The 18211-nt window shown below is 59.6% G+C and carries 15 protein-coding genes; 10 read left to right on the top strand and 5 right to left on the bottom strand.

Annotated features, from left to right (window positions below; genetic code table 11):
- The first annotated feature begins 88 nt into the window (after nucleotides 1–88).
- Nucleotides 89–1510 carry an MFS transporter gene (locus QLG03_RS25025; protein WP_064155027.1) on the top strand — a complete coding sequence of 474 codons (1422 nt, stop codon included), beginning with the start codon at nucleotides 89–91 and terminating at the stop codon, nucleotides 1508–1510.
- Between the two features lie 10 nt (nucleotides 1511–1520).
- Nucleotides 1521–2744, top strand: coding sequence for an acyl-CoA dehydrogenase family protein (locus QLG03_RS25030; protein WP_110243434.1), 1224 nt, complete (start codon nucleotides 1521–1523; stop codon nucleotides 2742–2744).
- A gap of 43 nt (nucleotides 2745–2787) precedes the next feature.
- Here QLG03_RS25030 and QLG03_RS25035 read toward each other — a convergent pair whose 3' ends face one another.
- The 5 genes from QLG03_RS25035 to queF all read right to left on the bottom strand — a co-directional run bounded on the left by QLG03_RS25035 (nucleotide 2788) and on the right by queF (nucleotide 9407).
- Nucleotides 2788–3729 (bottom strand): aliphatic sulfonate ABC transporter substrate-binding protein, encoded by a 942-nt coding sequence (locus tag QLG03_RS25035; RefSeq protein ID WP_044524545.1) that lies wholly within the window; start codon nucleotides 3727–3729, stop codon nucleotides 2788–2790.
- A 130-nt stretch (nucleotides 3730–3859) separates the two neighbouring features.
- Entirely contained in the window at nucleotides 3860–5227 is a 1368-nt protein-coding gene (locus QLG03_RS25040) for an L-serine ammonia-lyase (RefSeq protein WP_044524543.1), read from the bottom strand.
- Nucleotides 5228–5292: 65 nt separating this feature from the next.
- Nucleotides 5293–6582, bottom strand: a complete 1290-nt coding sequence (locus QLG03_RS25045; protein ID WP_023290841.1) for an HAAAP family serine/threonine permease — start codon at nucleotides 6580–6582, stop codon at nucleotides 5293–5295.
- Between the two features lie 500 nt (nucleotides 6583–7082).
- Entirely contained in the window at nucleotides 7083–8450 is a 1368-nt protein-coding gene (gene ppnN, locus QLG03_RS25050) for a nucleotide 5'-monophosphate nucleosidase PpnN (RefSeq protein ID WP_023290840.1), read from the bottom strand.
- A gap of 111 nt (nucleotides 8451–8561) precedes the next feature.
- A complete protein-coding gene (queF, locus tag QLG03_RS25055) occupies nucleotides 8562–9407 on the bottom strand; it encodes an NADPH-dependent 7-cyano-7-deazaguanine reductase QueF (RefSeq protein WP_023290839.1) in 846 nt (281 codons plus the stop codon).
- Nucleotides 9408–9475: 68 nt separating this feature from the next.
- Between queF and syd the strand changes: the two genes are divergently transcribed.
- The 8 genes from syd to QLG03_RS25095 all read left to right on the top strand — a co-directional run bounded on the left by syd (nucleotide 9476) and on the right by QLG03_RS25095 (nucleotide 17962).
- On the top strand, nucleotides 9476–10021 hold the full coding sequence (gene syd, locus QLG03_RS25060) for a SecY-interacting protein (protein ID WP_023290838.1): 546 nt from the start codon (nucleotides 9476–9478) through the stop codon (nucleotides 10019–10021).
- Nucleotides 10022–10653: 632 nt separating this feature from the next.
- Entirely contained in the window at nucleotides 10654–10983 is a 330-nt protein-coding gene (locus tag QLG03_RS25065; RefSeq protein ID WP_023290837.1) for a YqcC family protein, read from the top strand.
- Complete coding sequence (gene truC / locus QLG03_RS25070; RefSeq protein WP_032453917.1) at nucleotides 10983–11777, top strand: tRNA pseudouridine(65) synthase TruC; 795 nt, start codon at nucleotides 10983–10985, stop codon at nucleotides 11775–11777. The genes QLG03_RS25065 and truC overlap by 1 nt, the downstream gene beginning before the upstream one ends.
- Nucleotides 11778–11781: 4 nt before the next feature.
- Nucleotides 11782–12225, top strand: coding sequence for a flavodoxin (locus QLG03_RS25075; protein WP_255988675.1), 444 nt, complete (start codon nucleotides 11782–11784; stop codon nucleotides 12223–12225).
- A 470-nt stretch (nucleotides 12226–12695) separates the two neighbouring features.
- Entirely contained in the window at nucleotides 12696–14048 is a 1353-nt protein-coding gene (locus QLG03_RS25080; RefSeq protein ID WP_023290835.1) for an MFS transporter, read from the top strand.
- Nucleotides 14049–14050: 2 nt separating this feature from the next.
- Nucleotides 14051–15391, top strand: a complete 1341-nt coding sequence (locus QLG03_RS25085; RefSeq protein ID WP_049014191.1) for an enolase C-terminal domain-like protein — start codon at nucleotides 14051–14053, stop codon at nucleotides 15389–15391.
- An 18-nt stretch (nucleotides 15392–15409) separates the two neighbouring features.
- A complete protein-coding gene (gene gudD, locus QLG03_RS25090) occupies nucleotides 15410–16750 on the top strand; it encodes a glucarate dehydratase (protein ID WP_023290833.1) in 1341 nt (446 codons plus the stop codon).
- 72 nt (nucleotides 16751–16822) lie between these two features.
- A complete protein-coding gene (locus QLG03_RS25095) occupies nucleotides 16823–17962 on the top strand; it encodes a glycerate kinase (protein WP_282473677.1) in 1140 nt (379 codons plus the stop codon).
- Nucleotides 17963–18211: the final 249 nt, after the last annotated feature.

Below are 18211 nucleotides of genomic sequence, written 5' to 3' on the forward strand. Positions count from 1 at the left end.
GATTTTAATAGCATGGTTTGTTGTTTTGATTGTCGCCGCTCGAGGTTTATAACCGCTGATGACCTGCACAAAATAATAAGGTGAAAAAATGAGTACATTACCAGTGGATAATCCCGGTATCGCTTCGGTACCGGTCAGTAGCGTCGGGGATGTGGCGCGGCTAATTAATTCCGGCAGGGAACAGGCGAAATATGCGCGGATGATTGTCTTCCTCGCGCTGGGCGGCGTTTTTCTCGACGCGTATGACTTAACCACGCTCTCTTACGGTATTGATGACGTCGTGCGTGAATTTCAGCTCTCGCCGTTGCTGACCGGCCTGGTGACCTCCTCCATTATGGTCGGGACCATCGTCGGCAATATCATCGGCGGTTGGCTGACCGATAAATATGGTCGCTATTCGGTGTTTATGGCCGATATGTTCTTTTTTGTTATTTCGGCTATCGCCGCCGGGCTGGCGCCGAACGTCTGGGTGTTGATTGGCGCCCGCTTCCTGATGGGCATCGGCGTCGGCATCGACCTGCCGGTGGCGATGTCCTATCTTGCCGAGTTTTCCCGTTTTGCCGGCAAAGGCAATAAAGCGGCTCGCCTCGCGGCGTGGTGCCCGATGTGGTACGCCGCCTCGACCGTCTGCTTTCTCATTATCTTCGGCCTCTATTTTCTGCTGCCGCAGGAGCATCTGGACTGGCTGTGGCGCGCCTCCCTGTTGTTCGGCGCCGTGCCGGCGCTGCTGATTATCGCCATCCGCAGCCGGTTTATGAACGAATCCCCGCTGTGGGCCGCGAACCAGGGCGATCTGACCTCTGCGGTGCGTATTTTACGCGACTCCTGGGGGATCCATGCCCATGAGGTCCCGGCGGCGAAGCCCGCGCCAGCGCCGAAAGTGAGCTTCCGCGTGCTGTTCGAAAAACCCTACCGCGAGCGGACTATCGTCGCCGGGGTGATGAATATCTGTATCTCCTTCGAGTACACGGCGATTGCCTTTTTCCTGCCGTCAATTCTTGCCCAGTTCCTCGGGGCTGGCGTCTTCGAAACCATTTCGGCATCACTGGGGCTGAACGCCCTGTTCGCCTTTACCGGCGGGCTGCTTGGTATGCATCTGGCGTGGAAATATCCTTCGCGTCATGTGGCGATAGCCGGCTTCGCCCTGCAGTTTGTGGCGCTGATTGTGCTGGCGCTGGTGGGGCAACCGCACGCGACGGCAGGTATCGTGCTGGCTATCGCGATGCTGGGGCTGTGGCTGTTCGCCGAAGGGTTTGGCCCGGGGGCGCAGCTGATGATCTACCCGGCGCTCTCCTATCCTACTGCCATTCGCGCCACCGGGGTCGGTTTCAGCCGGGCACTCTCCGGGATCGGCAGCGCGCTGGCGTTGTTTATTCTGCCGCTGCTGCAGGCCTCCCTCGGCACGCAGATGTTCTGGGTGGTCTCGCTTGCCGCCATTATTCCTATTTTCTTCCTGCTGGCGGTCCGTCATGAACCGACGCGAGAAGATATTGACGCAATCAATGAATAAGGAACCGACAATGACCTTGCTCTCCACAGGCACCGATTATGACGCGCTGGCAGCCGCCTTCCGCCCGATTTTCACCCGCATCGCCCAGGGCGCCGCGGAGCGCGAACAGCAGCGCATTCTGCCCGAGGAGCCGATCCGCTGGCTAAAGGAGGCGGGCTTCGGCACGCTGCGTATTCCTCGTGAGAAGGGCGGCTGGGGCGCTTCGCTGCCGCAGCTCAGCGCGCTGCTGATTGAGCTGGCGCAAGCGGACTCTAACCTGCCGCAGGCCCTGCGCGCGCACTTTGCCTTTGTGGAAGATCAGCTTAATCAGCCGGATTCCGCCGGGCGCGACCGCTGGTTTCGTCGCTTCCTCGACGGCGAGCTGGTGGGCAGCGGCTGGACGGAGATCGGCGCGGTTAAGCTGGGGGAGGTGAACACCCGGGTGACGCCGGCAGAGGACGGCTGGCGACTCGACGGCGAGAAGTTCTACAGCACTGGCGCGCTGTACGCCGACTGGATCGACGTGTTTGCCCGGCGCAGTGATACCGGTGGCGATGTGATCGCCCTGGTCAGCACCCAACAGCCCGGCGTGGCGCGGGAAGACGACTGGGATGGCTTTGGCCAGCGGCTGACCGGCAGCGGGACCACCCGCTTCACCGGCGCCCGGGTGGAAGCCGACCACGTCTACGATTTTGCCCAGCGCTTTCGCTATCAAACCGCGTTCTACCAGCATGTGCTGCTGGCGACCCTCGCGGGCATTGGCCTGGCGGTTGAGCGGGATGCCGCACAGGGCGTCAAACACCGCTCCCGGATGTACAGCCACGGCAACGCCGCCGTACCGCGCGATGACGCCCAGGTTCTGCAGGTGGTTGGGCAGATCAGCAGCTGGGCATGGGCGACCCGGGCCGCGGTCCTCCAGGCCGCGGAATCGCTGCAGCAGGCCTATGTGGCGCACGTCAGCGACGACGAAGCGTTGATTGCCCGGCGTAACCAGCTGGCGGAAGTGGAAGCGGCGCAGGCGCAGGTGATCGCCAGCGACTGGATCCCGCGGGCAGCGACGGAGCTGTTCAATGCCCTTGGGGCGTCGGATACGCGAAGCCGACTGGCGCTGGACCGTCACTGGCGTAATGCGCGGACGGTCGCCTCGCATAATCCGGTGATTTACAAGGCGCGCAATATCGGAAACTGGCTGGTGAACGGTGAAGCGCCGACCTTTATCTGGCAGATTGGCAATGGTGAGAAAACGGTGGGGTAAGCCCGTCGGCGACGGGGGGCTATGCCTCCCGCCGCCGGGAAAACTAAGGTTTATCCAGCGACCAGGTGGCGCTGCGCACGTCGACTTTCACCGGCAGCAGGCCGATGCGCGTAAAGGTATCCGCCAGCGCCTGCTGTTCGTTATACACCGCCGGCGTCATGCGTTCGGCGCCGTAGGGCAGGCGGGCCAGGGTCTTCAGCCAGATGGCTTTATCCAGCCCGGTTGAGGTCGACAGGAGGCCAGCGGCCTCGTCCTGATGGCTGTTCGCCCACGCGCTGAGTTTACCCAGCTCATCCACCACCTGTTTTGCCGTCTCCGGGTAGGTATCCGCAAACTTGCGGCTGGCGAGATAGAAGGTGTAGTGCGGCACCAGCCCCTCGGCGTTGCGTATTTGTCGGGCTTTCGCGTTGGTTTCCACTTCCGCGAGGAACGGATCCCAGATCACCCACGCATCAATCGCCCCGCGCTGGAAAGCGGCGCGGGCGTCCGCTGGCGGAAGATAGACCGGGGTGATGTCTTTATAGCTGAGGCCCGCTTTTTCCAGCGCGGCGACCAGCAGGTAGTTGACGTCAGACCCCTTGTTCAGCCCCACGCGCTTACCTTTCAGGTCGGCCACGCTGTGGATTGCCGACTGTTCAGGCACCACAATGGCTTCCGTTTTCGGGTTAGCGGGGGAGTGGGCAAGGTAGACCAGATCGGCTTGCGCCGCCTGGGCAAAGGCCGGAGGCGCATCGCCGGTCGCGGCCAGATCGATACTGCCGACGTTGAGCCCCTCCAGCATTTGCGGCCCGGCGGGGAATTCGACCCAGCGTACGGCAATACCCTGTTTTTTCAGGCTTTCATCCAGGGTGCCGCGATATTTCAGCAGCGCGAAGATGTTCGCCTTTTGATAGCCGATGTTGACGGTCTCCGGCGCTTTGGCCAGCGCGGAGGCGGAAAGGGCGGCGAGGACCAGCAGCCACGCGGGGCGGAATCGGTTGGACATTGTCTGTTCTCCTTAGCGTTTTGCGTAAGGTAACAAACAGCGCTTATAACCATTAAATAACTAAATTTTAATTGATATAACAAAAATGGGGGAGAGAGCCCGCCGCGGCGACGCCCGGCGGGCCAGCAGGTTAATCGCAGGCGACAATCTTCATCGCCAGCCCCCCGCGAGAGGTTTCCCGGTACTTGGCGTTCATGTCTTTGCCGGTTTCGTACATGGTCTCAATGACTTTATCGAGGCAGACGCGCGGCTCGCTGGTCCGGCGCAGCGCCATTCGCGCGGCGTTGACCGCTTTCACGGCGGCGATAGCGTTGCGTTCGATGCACGGCACCTGCACCTGGCCGGCGACAGGGTCGCAGGTCAGACCGAGGTTATGCTCCATGGCGATCTCTGCCGCGATGCACACCTGGCCCGGGCTGCCGCCCAGCAGTTCAGCCAGACCGGCCGCCGCCATCGAGCAGGCGACGCCCACTTCACCCTGGCAGCCCACTTCGGCGCCGGAGATCGAGGCGTTCATCTTATAGAGCGAACCAATCGCGCTGGCCACCAGCATATAGCGCGCCAGGGAGTTGCTGTTCACCTTGCGGATAAACTTGTCGTAATAGGCCAGCACTGCCGGCACGATACCGCAGGCGCCGTTGGTCGGCGCCGTCACCACCCGGCCGCCGGCGGCGTTCTCTTCGTTCACCGCGAGGGCGAACATATTGATCCAGTCGACCACCGCCATCGGGTCGCTGTTGGTGGTGTCCTGGCTCACCAGCATGCGGCGCAGCGCGGCAGCCCGGCGCGGAACGCGCAGTTTGCCCGGCAGGACGCCTTCGGTGGTGATGCCGCGCTCAATACCGGCGCTCATCACTTCCCACACCGCGGCGAAGTGTTGCTCCAGCGCCTCTTTACTGTGCAGCGCCAGTTCGTTCTGCATCATCAGGCCGGAGAGCGACAGCCCGGTTTCGCGGCAGTGACGCTGCAGGTCGGCGGCGTTTTTATAGGGGTAAGGGACGGCCACCGGCGCGTCGGTGGTCTGGCCGAAGTGCGCTTCATCGACGATAAAGCCGCCGCCGATGGAGTAGTACGTCTGGCTGTAGAGCGCCTGGTCGCCGGCCAGGGCGGTGATGCGCATGCCGTTCTCATGCAGCGACAGGTTGTCGGCATGGAAATTCATGCACTGATCGACCGGGAAGTCCACTTCGTGCTGGCCGTTGGCCAGCATCAGGCGACCATGGGTGTTAACGTCCTGAATAAAGCCAGGGATAGCGTCGATGTCGACGGTGTCCGGCAGGTTGCCGGCGAGCCCCATGATAATCGCGATATCGGTATGGTGGCCTTTACCGGTCAGGGAGAGGGAGCCGTAGACGTCGACGACCACTTTGGTCACCTCGGCCAGCAGGCCGCGCGCGATCAGGTCGTCAGTGAATTGTTTGCCCGCTTTCATCGGTCCAACGGTATGGGAGCTGGAAGGGCCAATGCCGATTTTAAAGATATCGAATACGCTGATCATATGCATTCCCGTGCTGTCGGAAAGCGCGCCGCCGTTCAGCGGCGCGGGGGGAGATGTTGACTGAATTAGCTGAACAGCGAGTAGAAGATCGCGGAGATGGCAATCAGACCCATAATCACCACGAAGACGTTGCTGACGTGGCCGCTGTATTTACGCATCGCCGGCACTTTCTGAATCGCGTACATCGGCATCAGGAACAGGATCATCGCGATAATCGGGCCGCCAAGGGTCTCGATCATGCCGAGGATGCTCGGGTTCAGCGTCGCGACAATCCAGGTGGTCACCAGCATGAACAGCGCGGTCAGCTTGTTCAGTTTGTTGATTTCGATAGATTTGCCTTTACCGCGCAGGGACTTAATCACCATGCCGTTAAAGCCTTCGCGGGCGCCCAGGTAGTGGCCGAGGAAGGATTTGGTGATGGCGATCATCGCGATGATCGGCGCCATCCAGGCAATGATTGGCGCGTTAAAGTGGTTCGCAAGGTAAGACAGAATCGAGATGTTCTGCTCTTTCGCCGCCGCCAGGTCTGCCGGAGAGAGGCTCAGGACGCAGCTGAAGACGAAGAACATCACGGTCAGCACCATCATGATATGGGCGCGAGCCAGGATGCTGGAGCATTTTTTCTCGGCGCCTTCGCCGTACTCTTCACGCTTGGCAACCGCGAAGGAGGAGATGATCGGCGAGTGGTTGAAAGAGAAGACCATGACCGGGATCGCCAGCCACAGGGTCATCAGCAGGCCGTTGCCGGTGACGGAGGCGCCGCTCAGGGAGAGGGTCTCCAGCGCCGCGCCGTTCCACTGCGGGATCAGGTACAGCGCCAGAATCATCAGGGCGATTACGAACGGAAACACCAGAATGCTCATCGCTTTCACGATCATCTGCTCGCCGAAACGCACGATGGTCATCATGCCGACGATCAGGATCAGCGACAGAATCGCGCGCGGCGGCGGCGTCATGTGCAGCTGGTGCGCCATGAAGCTTTCGACGGTATTGGTGATCGCCACGCTGTAGACCAACAGGATTGGGTAGATAGCGAAGAAGTAGAGCAGGGTAATCAGCTTACCTGCGCCTACGCCGAAGTGTTCTTCAACCACTTCAGTGATGTCTTCGCCCGGGTTTTTGCCGGAGAGCACGAAGCGGGTCATACCGCGGTGGGCGAAGAAGGTCATCGGGAAGGCCAGAATCGCCATGATAATCAGGGGGATCATGCCGCCGACGCCGGCGTTGATCGGCAGGAACAAGACGCCCGCGCCGATCGCTGTACCGTACAGGCCCAGCATCCACATGGTGTCGGTTTTACGCCATCCGCTGCGGGTTTCGCCCGAAACGATGGTGCTGGTTTGAGTGGTTTCCATCTGTATCTCCTGGAGGAATCAACAAAATCTAATGAACAAATACAATTGCGTAACACGAAATTCGTTTAATTACGGTTTTTTTAGAAATTTTCTCCGTAATAATTGGGCCGGAAAGATACATTTATATGGTTTATGCATCAGTGATCGCGATCTCAAATGCAATAATCCACTTTCAATGTGCGTATTTTTAGTCCAACAGCCTGTTTCTGGTGATCAGCCAGCGATTTGTGGCGCGCAGGCTACCATTTGCAGCATATGAGATAAAAGCTGGGGGGCGTAATAACGAGGGATTTACTGTAAAAAAGAGAAGTGGTCGACGTTTTTGCGCTTAAAACCATTTTTTGCAGTGATAATTGTCGCAGTTTTTACCAACGCAAACGATTGGCTATGTAAAAATAATTTAGCTGTTTGATGAGTAACAGAAAGTTTTTTAGCGCGTTTTGGAAGTCAGAGAAAGCGTGCCCGCCGGGGCAACAGGCGCTGCCCCGGCGGGACGGAAATCAGGCGATGATTTCGTAGCAGGGAATATAGGCGGTGCCGCCCGGGAGCTTCATGCGGTGCTGGGCGACGAAGCCCTGCAGCAGATCGTCCATGCGGCGCATCATCTCCGGGTCGCCGTGCAGCTTATAAGGACCGTACTGCTCGATGGCCTGGATGCCCACCTCTTTGACGTTACCCGCGACAATGCCGGAGAAGGCGCGGCGCAGGTCGGCGGCCAGCACTTCCACCGGCTGGTCCGGGGAGAGTTTGAGGTTGGCCATGTTTTCATGGGTCGGATCAAACGGCATCTGCAGGTCCGGCGAGATACGAATCGACCAGTTGAAGCTGTAGGCGTCGTCGGTCTCGCGACGGCTCTCTTTCACCAGCGGCATCGCTTTTTTCATCTGCCGCGCCACTTCCGCCGGGTCGTCGATGATGATCCGGTAGTGGCGACGGGCGGATTCGCCCAGAGTATGGGTGATAAATTCGTCCAGCACGCGGAAGTAGTCAGCGCTCTCTTTCGGTCCGGTGAGGATCAGCGGCAGCACCTGCGCTTTGTTATCCGGATGCATCAGAATACCCAGCAGGTAAAGCAGCTCTTCGGCGGTGCCGACGCCGCCCGGGAAGATGATGATCCCGTGGGCGATGCGCACGAAGGCCTCCAGACGCTTTTCGATGTCCGGCATGATGATCAGTTCATTGACCAGCGGGTTTGGCGGTTCCGCGGCGATAATGGATGGTTCGGTCATGCCGATAAAGCGGCTGTCTTTGTAGCGCTGCTGCGCGTGGCCGACGGCGGCGCCTTTCATCGGCGCTTCCATCGCGCCAGGCCCGCAGCCGGTGCAGATGTTGAGTTCCCGCAGTCCCAGCTGCGTACCGACGCGGCGGGCGTAGAGGTATTCGTTTTCGTTGATCGAGTGGCCGCCCCAACAGACGATCATGTTCGGCGCTTCGCCGACGTGCAGCGCGCGGGCGTTGCGCAGGATCGAGAATACCAGGTTGGTGATATGGACCGAACTTTCGAGATCGAGGTTCGGGAAGCGAACGGTATTGTGGATCTGGCCGTACACGAACAGGATATCGCGCAGCACGGCAAACAGGTTGGCCTGCAGGGAACGAATAATGCGCCCGTCAACGAAGGCCTCTTCCGGCGGGTTGATCAGTTCCAGCTTCACGCCGCGTTCGCGACGCAGCACGTTAATATCGAAATTTTCAAAACGGGACAGAAGCTCCTTGCTGTTATCGGTCAGGCTCCCCGAGTTGAGCACAGCAAGCGAGCAGTTGCGAAAGAGTTGATACAGATCGCTGCTGGCGGTGCGCTTAAGCATATCCACTTCCAGCTGCGACAGCATATCCATTGAACCAAGCGGGCTAACATGTGTAATCAAGTGAACTCCTTACAGGACGCTTATGGTCTTCCTGTGATTACAATAGCCCTGCGAGCGGCGTTTCCACAACCTTGCGCGCGTCTAAACGCACGCAAATTGTGAAAATGTTTATTATTGTCGGGCGAGGCGGCCGGTGGCAGGGGAAAAGTCGCCGTTACTGCGCCAGGGGTTGATATCCAGACCGCCGCGTCGCGTATAGCGGGCGTAAACGGAAAGCGATTCCGGCTGGCAGAAACGGAGAATATCGTTAAAGATGCGCTCGACGCACTGCTCATGGAATTCGTTATGGTGGCGGAACGAGACCAGATAGCGCAGGAGCTGCTCGCGGTCGATTTTCGCCCCGCGATACTGGATCTGCACCGAGCCCCAGTCCGGCTGGTGGGTGATCAGGCAGTTGGACTTCAGCAGGTGGCTGACCAGCGTCTCTTCCACGATTTTGCCGCTGGCGGCGCCCTGCAGGTAGTCGGCGCTGAACTGATAGTTATCGATCTCGATATCCTGATCGTCGATGCAGGCGCCGTGGAGGTGAGCAATCGGCTGGCCTTCCAGTTCATCCAGCCGATACAGCGAGACCTTGACCTCGCCCTGGGCGCAGGCGCTCAGATCGCGGGTCAGCGTCTCTTCAACCTCCTGCCAGCTGGCGAAACGCGTCTGGTTAAAGCTGTTGAGATAAAGCTTAAAGCTTTTTGACTCCACCAGATTAACGCTGGTGTCGGGCAGTTCGACGTGGCCGACGGCCACCTGTGGCAGGCCTTTGCCGTTCAGCCAGGAGAGTTCGTACAGCGTCCAGATATCGGCGCCGTGAAACGGCAGGTTGTCGGCATGCAGGCCAAGCGGGTCGCGGTTAAGGCTGCGCGGAACGCCCTGCAGCAGCGAGGCGTCATAGGTATCGCGGTAATCGGTTGATTTACCGAGCGTCAGGCCGGCCAGCGCCTGATGATTATCGTAAGAAGACATGTTTCACCATAGTAAAGCGGGTACACTATGACCCCAGTGTATCCTGTCTAACGTGAAGAGAGAAACCGGTGGACCATCAGACCGCAGAAGCGCTGCATGCTTTTACCCAACGTTATTGCGCCGCCTGGCAGCAGCAGCGCCACAGCCTGCCGCGCAGTGAAGAGCTTTATGGCGTCCCGTCGCCTTGCGTCGTCGACACCCAGGGCGAGGCCGTGTTCTGGCAGCCGCAGCCGTTTTCGCTGGCGCAAAATATCAGCGCGGTTGAACGCGCCCTGGATATTGTGGTACAACAGCCGCTTCATTCTTATTATACCACTCAGTTTGCCGGCGATATGACCGGCCGGTTTGCCGGCGAAACGCTAACGCTGCTGCAGACCTGGAGTGAAGAGGATTTCCAGCGGGTGCAGGAAAACCTCATCGGGCATCTGGTGGTGCAGAAGCGGCTGAAGCTGGCGCCGACGCTGTTTATCGCCACCCTCGAGAGTGAACTGGATGTCATTTCCGTCTGTAATCTCAGCGGTGAAGTCGTCAAAGAGACCCTCGGCACCGCCAAACGCATCACCCTTTCCCCCTCGCTTGCGGGTTTCCTCAACCAGCTTGAGCCGGTTCTGTAATCCAGTCTGCCTGGTCATTTGTGAGAGATCTCTTACAAAACCTGTAAGAGATCATCATCATTTAAGGCAAATTTAATCCAATCTTTTTTTGTTAACTTATTGGTATTAAATTGGATTTTTATTTTTTCGTCCTTTTGAGTGGGGACTAATCTTAAGAGATTGTCTCAAGAAGGGTTGTAAGAAGAGGCAGAATCAGTGATCCTATGTCTGTCGACAGGAAGTCGCGAAATGAAGCGAACATCAGGATGATGGCGCTTCTGTAGGACCCGCCAGGATGGCGTTGCAAGGACAGGCTTCAGGATGAAGCAAGGATAACGCAGGATCGCGTAATGGACACCTCCAGGATGGAGAATGAGAGCCGCTCAGGATGAACGGTGGATCTGGAAGATCGGGACAAACTTAAGGATAAGTCATTTCGCATCGGGGTGGTGTGAAAGCAGGATGCACGAGTTTATGGATGAACATGGTCAGGAGACCTCAGGAAAAGTTTTCAAGGACGAGCAGGGAGCACCAATGTAGCGGGAATGCTGCAAAACGAACCGGGAGCACTGTTTATACAGTGCTCCCTTTTTTTATTTCTCCTGCGGATTTGCTATCCTGCGCCCGGTTTTTAACTCATCGAGGTTTCCCCCATGACTCTTGACGATAGCGTGCGCGATCGCCTGCGCGCCATTGAAGCCCTGCTGCGCGAAACAGAGCACTGGCAGGAGACGGCACCGGACAGCAGCGCCTTCGCCAGCGATAAGCCGTTTTGCCTGGATACTCTGGAGCCGCTGGAGTGGCTGCAGTGGGTCCTGATCCCGCGTATGCATCAGCTGCTGGAGAGCGGCCAGCCGCTGCCGCAAAATTTCGCCGTTACGCCGTATTACGAAATGGCGCTGGATCAAGCCCACCCGGTTCGCGAATCCATGCTGGCGGAGCTGCTGCTGCTGGACGCGCTGTTTGCCGGTGAGCAGGCCTGATGCTGGAGATAATCTACCAGGACGACTGGCTGGTGGCGGTCAACAAACCGTCGGGCTGGCTGGTGCATCGCAGCTGGCTCGATCGCGATGAGAAAGTGGTGGTGATGCAGACCGTGCGCGACCAGATCGGCCAGCACGTTTTTACCGCCCATCGCCTCGACCGGCCCACCTCCGGCGTCCTGCTCATGGGGCTGTCAAGCGAGGCGGGTCGCCTGCTGGCGCAGCAGTTCGAGCAGCATCAGATCCAGAAGCGCTACCATGCGATCGTCCGCGGCTGGCTGATGGAAGAGGCGCTGCTCGATTATCCGCTGGTGGAAGAGCTGGATAAAATCGCCGATAAGTTCGCCCGCGAAGACAAAGGGCCGCAGCCGGCGGTGACCCATTACCGTGGTCTGGCGACGGTGGAGATGCCGGTGGCGACCGGGCGTTATCCCACCACCCGCTACGGGCTGGTGGAACTGGAGCCGAAAACCGGCCGCAAGCACCAGCTGCGCCGCCATCTGGCCCACCTGCGTCATCCGATCCTCGGCGACAGCAAGCACGGCGATCTGCGGCAAAACCGCAGCGCCGCGGAGCATTTCGGCTGTCACCGCCTGATGCTGCACGCCAGCGAACTGTCGTTAACCCATCCCTTTACCGGTGAGCCGCTGACCCTGCGCGCCGGTTTTGACGACGTCTGGATGCGTGCGCTGTCGCAGTTTGGCTGGCGCGGGCTTCTCCCGCTAAATGAAAGGGTTGAGTTTGCCGACGACTGCGGTCAGGATGAAGAGAATAAGGTCAATCCAGGGAGATAATAGCATGGCGGAAGTCGGAATTTTTGTCGGCACCATGTACGGCAACTCGCTGCTGGTCGCGGAAGAAGCGGAAGCGATCCTCAGCGGACTGGGACACAAGGCTACCGTGTATGAGGATCCGCAGGTCAACGACTGGGAATCCTACACGGGTAAGTATGTGCTGGTGGTCACCTCCACCACCGGGCAGGGCGATCTGCCGGACAGCATCGTCCCGCTGTATGAGGGCATTAAAGATATGTATCAGCCTCACCTGCGCTACGGCATTATCGCGCTGGGCGACAGCACCTACGCCAACTTTTGCGGCGGAGGCCTGAAGTTCGATCAACTGCTGCAGGAGCAGGGCGCGAAGCGCATCGGCGATATACTGAAGATTGACGCCAGCGAAGATCCGGAGCCGGAGAGCGTCTCTAATCCATGGGTTGAGCAGTGGGCTACCCTGCTGGAATAAAAGCGCTGCCCTCTCCCTACGCAGAGGGCGCCCTTTCAAGATGTCGCGGCCAGATACGCGGACAGCAAAAGTGTATCCCTTTCCGGGCGGCACGCCTTCAGGCAAATGCACAATATCCTTAGCAATATCATGGGTTAAGCCAGCCGGTTTCACCGGGTCAAGAGAGGTATTTCACACTCCGGCTCTTATTGCTGCGCTTTTGACCACCCGCGGCGCTGGTTTTTCATTTCCGTGAACTTCCCCCCATTCTTTCAGGCATACGCCATAAACCACCTGCAATAGCGGCGTAAAAGCTGTGTAGATGCACGGTGAGCCGCGGTGTGCCTCTTCATATACTGCTCCAGCCAGTGATAAATGCAGTGCCAGATATAACGACAACTATCAAAACACGACCACGTCATTCTGATTACCCTACAGGTTGTGCTGTTCAGAATGAACGTAGCTAAACGCTATGATTCAGGAGTACAACAATGAGTTCATTAAGTCAGGCGGCGACGGCGGCTGAAAAGCGCACCAACGCCCGCTACTGGATAGTGGTGATGCTGTTTATCGTCACCTCTTTTAACTATGGCGACCGGGCGACGCTGTCGATCGCCGGTTCGGAAATGGCCAAAGATATCGGCCTGGATCCGGTGGGAATGGGGTATGTCTTCTCCGCGTTCTCATGGGCTTATGTCATCGGCCAGATCCCGGGCGGCTGGCTGCTCGACCGCTTCGGTTCGAAGCGCGTCTATTTCTGGTCGATCTTCATCTGGTCGATGTTTACCCTGCTGCAGGGCTTCGTCGACATCTTCAGCGGCTTTGGCATTATCGTCGCGCTGTTTACCCTGCGCTTCCTCGTTGGCCTGGCCGAATCGCCGTCATTCCCGGGTAACAGCCGTATCGTGGCCGCCTGGTTCCCGGCGCAGGAGCGCGGCACGGCGGTGGCGATCTTTAACTCCGCCCAGTACTTTGCCACCGTTATCTTCGCGCCGATCATGGGCTGGCTGACGCATGAGGTGGGCTGGTCGCACGTCTTCTTCTTTATGGGCGGCCTGGGGATTGTGATTAGCTTTGTCTGGCTGAAAGTGATCCACGATCCGAACAACCATCCGGGGGTAAACAAGAAGGAACTGGAATATATCGCCGAAGGCGGCGCCCTGATCAACATGGATCAAAAGAGCAGCGCGCAGAAGGTGCCGTTCAGCGTCAAAATGGGCCAGATCAAGCAGCTGATCGGATCGCGGATGATGATCGGCATCTATATCGGTCAGTACTGCATTAACGCCCTGACCTACTTCTTTATCACCTGGTTCCCGGTTTACCTGGTGCAGGCGCGCGGCATGTCGATCCTTAAAGCGGGGTTTGTCGCCTCCATTCCGGCGGTGTGCGGCTTCGTCGGCGGGGTGCTGGGCGGGGTGATCTCTGACTGGTTAATGCGCCGCACCGGCTCGCTGAACATTGCCCGCAAAACGCCGATTGTGCTGGGGATGCTGCTCTCCATGACCATGCTGATGTGTAACTATGTCAACGTGGAGTGGATGGTGATTGGCTTTATGGCGATGGCCTTCTTCGGCAAAGGGATTGGCGCGCTTGGCTGGGCGGTGATGGCGGATACCGCGCCGAAAGAGATTAGCGGTCTTTCCGGCGGTCTGTTCAACATGTTTGGCAATATCTCCGGTATCGTCACCCCGATCGCTATCGGCTATATCGTCGGCACCACCGGCTCGTTCAACGGGGCGCTGGTTTACGTCGGCATTCATGCCCTGGTGGCGGTGCTGAGCTACCTGGTGCTGGTGGGCGACATCAAACGTATTGAACTGAAACCTGTCGCGGGGCGTTAATCATGACTACCCAATCCAGCCCGATTATTACAGAGATGAAGGTCATTCCGGTGGCCGGGCACGACAGCATGCTGCTGAACATCGGCGGGGCGCACAACGCCTGGTTTACCCGCAATATCGTGGTATTGACCGATAACGCCGGCAACACCGGCGTGGGAGAAGCCCCTGGCGGAGAGGTCATCTACCAGACGCTGCTGGCGGCCATCCCGCAGGTGGTAGGTCAGGAGGTCGCCCGTCTCAATCGCGTGGTGCAGCAGGTGCACAAAGGCAATCAGGCGGCGGATTTCGACACCTTTGGCAAAGGGGCATGGACCTTCGAACTGAAAGTCAACGCGGTAGCGGCGCTGGAGGCCGCGCTGCTCGACCTGCTCGGCAAGGTGCTCAATGTGCCGGTCTGCGAGCTGCTGGGCCCGGGTAAGCAGCGTGATGCCGTCACCGTGCTGGGCTACCTGTTCTATATCGGCGATCGGCAGAAAACCGACCTGGGTTATCTGGACCATACGCCGGGCGATCACGAATGGTATCGCCTGCGCCACCAGCAGGCGCTGAACAGCGAAGCGGTGGTGCGCCTGGCGGAAGCCGCTCAGGATCGCTACGGTTTCAAAGACTTTAAGCTGAAGGGCGGCGTGCTGCCCGGCGAGCAGGAAATTGACACCGCCCGGGCGCTGAAAAAGCGCTTTCCGGACGCGCGCATCACCGTCGATCCTAACGGCGCCTGGCTGCTGGATGAGGCGATCGCCCTGTGCAAAGGGCTGCAGGATGTACTGACCTACGCCGAAGATCCTTGCGGCGCCGAGCAGGGCTTTTCCGGCCGGGAGGTGATGGCCGAGTTTCGCCGCGCCACCGGGCTGCCGGTCGCCACCAATATGATCGCCACCAACTGGCGCGAGATGGGTCATGCGGTGATGCTCAACGCCGTCGATATTCCGCTGGCGGACCCGCACTTCTGGACGCTCTCCGGCGCGGTACGAGTGGCGCAGCTGTGCGACGACTGGGGGCTTACCTGGGGCTGCCATTCCAACAACCATTTTGATATTTCCCTGGCGATGTTTACCCACGTCGGCGCCGCCGCGCCGGGTCATCCCACCGCCATCGACACCCACTGGATCTGGCAGGAAGGCGACGCGCGCCTGACCAAAAATCCGCTGCAGATTATTAACGGCAAGATTGCCGTGCCAGACGCGCCGGGACTCGGCGTGGAACTTGACTGGGAGCAGGTGCGCAGAGCCCATGAGGCCTATAAAGCGCTGCCGGGCGGCGCGCGCAACGACGCGGGCCCGATGCAGTACCTGATCCCCGGCTGGACATTCGACCGCAAACGTCCTGTTTTCGGCCGCCACTAATTACAAAAGGATGATGCTATGACGACTTTCTCTTCCACGCCCGTTGTCACCACCATGCAGGTGATCCCGGTTGCCGGCCATGACAGTATGCTGATGAATCTGAGCGGGGCCCACGCTCCGTACTTCACCCGCAATATCGTGATTATTAAAGATAACGCCGGCCATACCGGCGTCGGTGAAATTCCGGGAGGCGAAAAAATTCGCCAGACTCTGGAGGATGCCATTCCGCTGGTGGTGGGCAAAACGCTGGGCGAGTATAAAAACGTGCTCGGCGCGGTGCGCAATCAGTTCGCCGACCGTGACGCCGGCGGCCGCGGCCTGCAGACCTTTGACCTGCGCACCACCATCCACGTGGTGACCGGGATCGAAGCGGCGCTGCTGGACCTGCTGGGCCAGCACCTTGGGGTCAACGTCGCCTCGCTGCTCGGCGATGGGCAACAGCGCAGCGAAGTTGAAATGCTGGGGTATCTGTTCTTTATCGGTGACCGCCACGCCACGCCGCTGGCCTATCAGAGCCAGCCGGATGAACAGTGCGAGTGGTATCGCCTGCGCCATGAAGAGGCAATGACGCCGGATGCGGTGGTCCGCCTCGCGGAAGCGGCCTATGAAAAATATGGTTTCAACGACTTTAAGCTGAAGGGCGGCGTACTGGCCGGTTTTGAAGAAGCCGAAGCGATCAGTGCCCTGGCGAAGCGCTTCCCGAATGCCCGCGTGACCCTCGATCCGAACGGCGCCTGGCTGCTTGAAGAAGCCATTCAGATTGGCAAGCAGCTGAAGGGAGTGCTGGCCTATGCTGAGGATCCGTGCGGCGCTGAGCAGGGCTTCTCCGGCCGCGAAGTGATGGCGGAGTTCCGTCGCGCGACGGGCCTGCCGACCGCCACCAATATGATCGCCACCGACTGGCGGCAGATGGGTCATACGCTCTCCCTGCAGTCGGTGGATATCCCGCTGGCGGACCCGCACTTCTGGACCATGCAGGGATCGGTTCGCGTGGCGCAGATGTGTCATGAGTTCGGCCTGACCTGGGGTTCGCACTCCAATAACCACTTCGACGTGTCGCTGGCGATGTTCACCCACGTCGCGGCTGCGGCGCCGGGCAAGATCACCGCTATCGATACCCACTGGATCTGGCAGGAGGGCAACCAGCGTCTGACCAAACAACCGTTTGAAATTAAAGGCGGAATGGTGCAGGTGCCGAGCACGCCGGGTCTGGGGGTTGAGCTGGATATGGACCGCGTCATGCAGGCAAATGAGCTATATAAGAAACATGGCCTTGGCGCCCGCGACGATGCGATGGCGATGCAGTACCTGATCCCGGGCTGGACCTTTGACAACAAGCGTCCATGCATGGTGCGCTAAAAGGCCGCTGGCCTCTGCGGGGGCCGGCATTGCGCGATAGCGACAGGGGTTAGCTCAAAGTAAGGACTGCAGATGAAAATAGTGATCGCACCGGATTCCTGGAAGGAGAGCCTGACCGCGCTGGAAGTAGCCAGTGCGATAGAGCATGGCTTTCGCGAGATTTATCCTGACGCGGAATATGTCAGGCTGCCGGTTGCCGACGGTGGGGAAGGGACGGTGGAAGCCATGGTGGCGGCGACCGGCGGGCATCAGGTGCCGCTGACGGTGACCGGGCCGCTGGGGGAGCCGGTAGAGGCATTTTATGGGCTGTCCGGCGATCGCCAGTGCGCCTTTATCGAAATGGCGGCGGCCAGCGGGCTGGAAAGCGTTCCCCCGGCGCAGCGTAACCCGCTGCTGACCACCTCCTGGGGCACCGGGGAGCTGATTCGCCATGCGCTGGACGCTGGCGTGCGGCAGATCATTATTGGCATTGGCGGCAGCGCGACCAATGACGGCGGCGCCGGCATGGCGCAGGGGCTGGGAGCGAAATTGCTGACCGCCGACGGTCAGCAAATCGCGCCAGGGGGCGGCGCGCTGGAGACGCTGGCGCGCATCGATCTTGGCGAGCTTGATCCACGGCTGGCAGATTGTCGGATTGAAGTGGCCTGCGATGTCACCAACCCGTTGACCGGCCCGCAGGGCGCCAGCGCGGTATTCGGCCCGCAAAAAGGAGCGACGGCGCAGATGATCGACCGGCTTGACAGCGGCCTGCGGCACTATGCCCGGATCATCGCCCGTGATTTAGATTGCGACGTGCTGAGCCTGGAAGGCGGCGGCGCGGCGGGCGGGATGGGCGCGGCGCTGTATGCGTTTTGTGGCGCGCAACTGCGCCCGGGCATTGAGATTGTCACCGATGCGCTGCAGCTGGCGGAGCGGGTGGCGGATGCTGATTTAGTGATCACCGGCGAAGGACGTATCGACAGTCAGACTATCCACGGCAAGGTGCCGGTGGGAGTGGCCCGGGTGGCGAAGCGATTTAACGTACCGGTGATCGGGATTGCCGGCAGCCTTACCGCCGATGTCGGCGTCGTGCATCAGCACGGGCTGGATGCGGTATTTAGCGTGTTGTACACCATCTGCACGCTTGATGAAGCGCTGGCCAATGCCGCCGCCAACCTGCGGATGACGGCGCGAAACGTCGCCGCGGTTTTGCAGATGGGCGGTAAGCTGTAATTGAGGTATCCCGGCTGGCGCGGCCTCCCGGGAATGTCTAAGCGATGTTGAAGTCGCCAGCACCGGCAGTTTCCGCAGCGCAAGCGGGTAAATTAACGGCAGGCCGCACGGACCGTAGGCCGGGCAAGGCGTCGTCGCCGCCCGGCATAAAAGCGGCTCCGTGCCCGCTCTCCTTGCCCGGCGGCGCGATGCCTGGCGAGCCGGGTGCAGGAACCGTAGGCCGGGCAAGGCGTCGCCGCCGCCCGGCAT

The organism is Klebsiella sp. V115_8, assembly GCF_029967715.1.
Taxonomy (GTDB): Bacteria; Pseudomonadota; Gammaproteobacteria; order Enterobacterales; family Enterobacteriaceae; genus Klebsiella; species Klebsiella quasipneumoniae.

What these genes read in the sequence shown, in the direction of transcription:
- QLG03_RS25075 (WP_255988675.1), top strand. Translation starts at nt 11,782, where the DNA reads ATGGCGGAAGTCGGAATTTTTGTCGGCACCATGTACGGCAACTCGCTG.
- QLG03_RS25030 (WP_110243434.1), top strand. Translation starts at nt 1,521, where the DNA reads ATGACCTTGCTCTCCACAGGCACCGATTATGACGCGCTGGCAGCCGCC.
- gudD (WP_023290833.1), top strand. Translation starts at nt 15,410, where the DNA reads ATGACGACTTTCTCTTCCACGCCCGTTGTCACCACCATGCAGGTGATC.
- queF (WP_023290839.1), bottom strand. Translation starts at nt 9,407, where the DNA reads ATGTCTTCTTACGATAATCATCAGGCGCTGGCCGGCCTGACGCTCGGT.
- QLG03_RS25065 (WP_023290837.1), top strand. Translation starts at nt 10,654, where the DNA reads ATGACTCTTGACGATAGCGTGCGCGATCGCCTGCGCGCCATTGAAGCC.
- QLG03_RS25045 (WP_023290841.1), bottom strand. Translation starts at nt 6,582, where the DNA reads ATGGAAACCACTCAAACCAGCACCATCGTTTCGGGCGAAACCCGCAGC.
- QLG03_RS25040 (WP_044524543.1), bottom strand. Translation starts at nt 5,227, where the DNA reads ATGATCAGCGTATTCGATATCTTTAAAATCGGCATTGGCCCTTCCAGC.
- QLG03_RS25085 (WP_049014191.1), top strand. Translation starts at nt 14,051, where the DNA reads ATGACTACCCAATCCAGCCCGATTATTACAGAGATGAAGGTCATTCCG.
- QLG03_RS25035 (WP_044524545.1), bottom strand. Translation starts at nt 3,729, where the DNA reads ATGTCCAACCGATTCCGCCCCGCGTGGCTGCTGGTCCTCGCCGCCCTT.
- QLG03_RS25095 (WP_282473677.1), top strand. Translation starts at nt 16,823, where the DNA reads ATGAAAATAGTGATCGCACCGGATTCCTGGAAGGAGAGCCTGACCGCG.
- QLG03_RS25025 (WP_064155027.1), top strand. Translation starts at nt 89, where the DNA reads ATGAGTACATTACCAGTGGATAATCCCGGTATCGCTTCGGTACCGGTC.
- truC (WP_032453917.1), top strand. Translation starts at nt 10,983, where the DNA reads ATGCTGGAGATAATCTACCAGGACGACTGGCTGGTGGCGGTCAACAAA.
- QLG03_RS25080 (WP_023290835.1), top strand. Translation starts at nt 12,696, where the DNA reads ATGAGTTCATTAAGTCAGGCGGCGACGGCGGCTGAAAAGCGCACCAAC.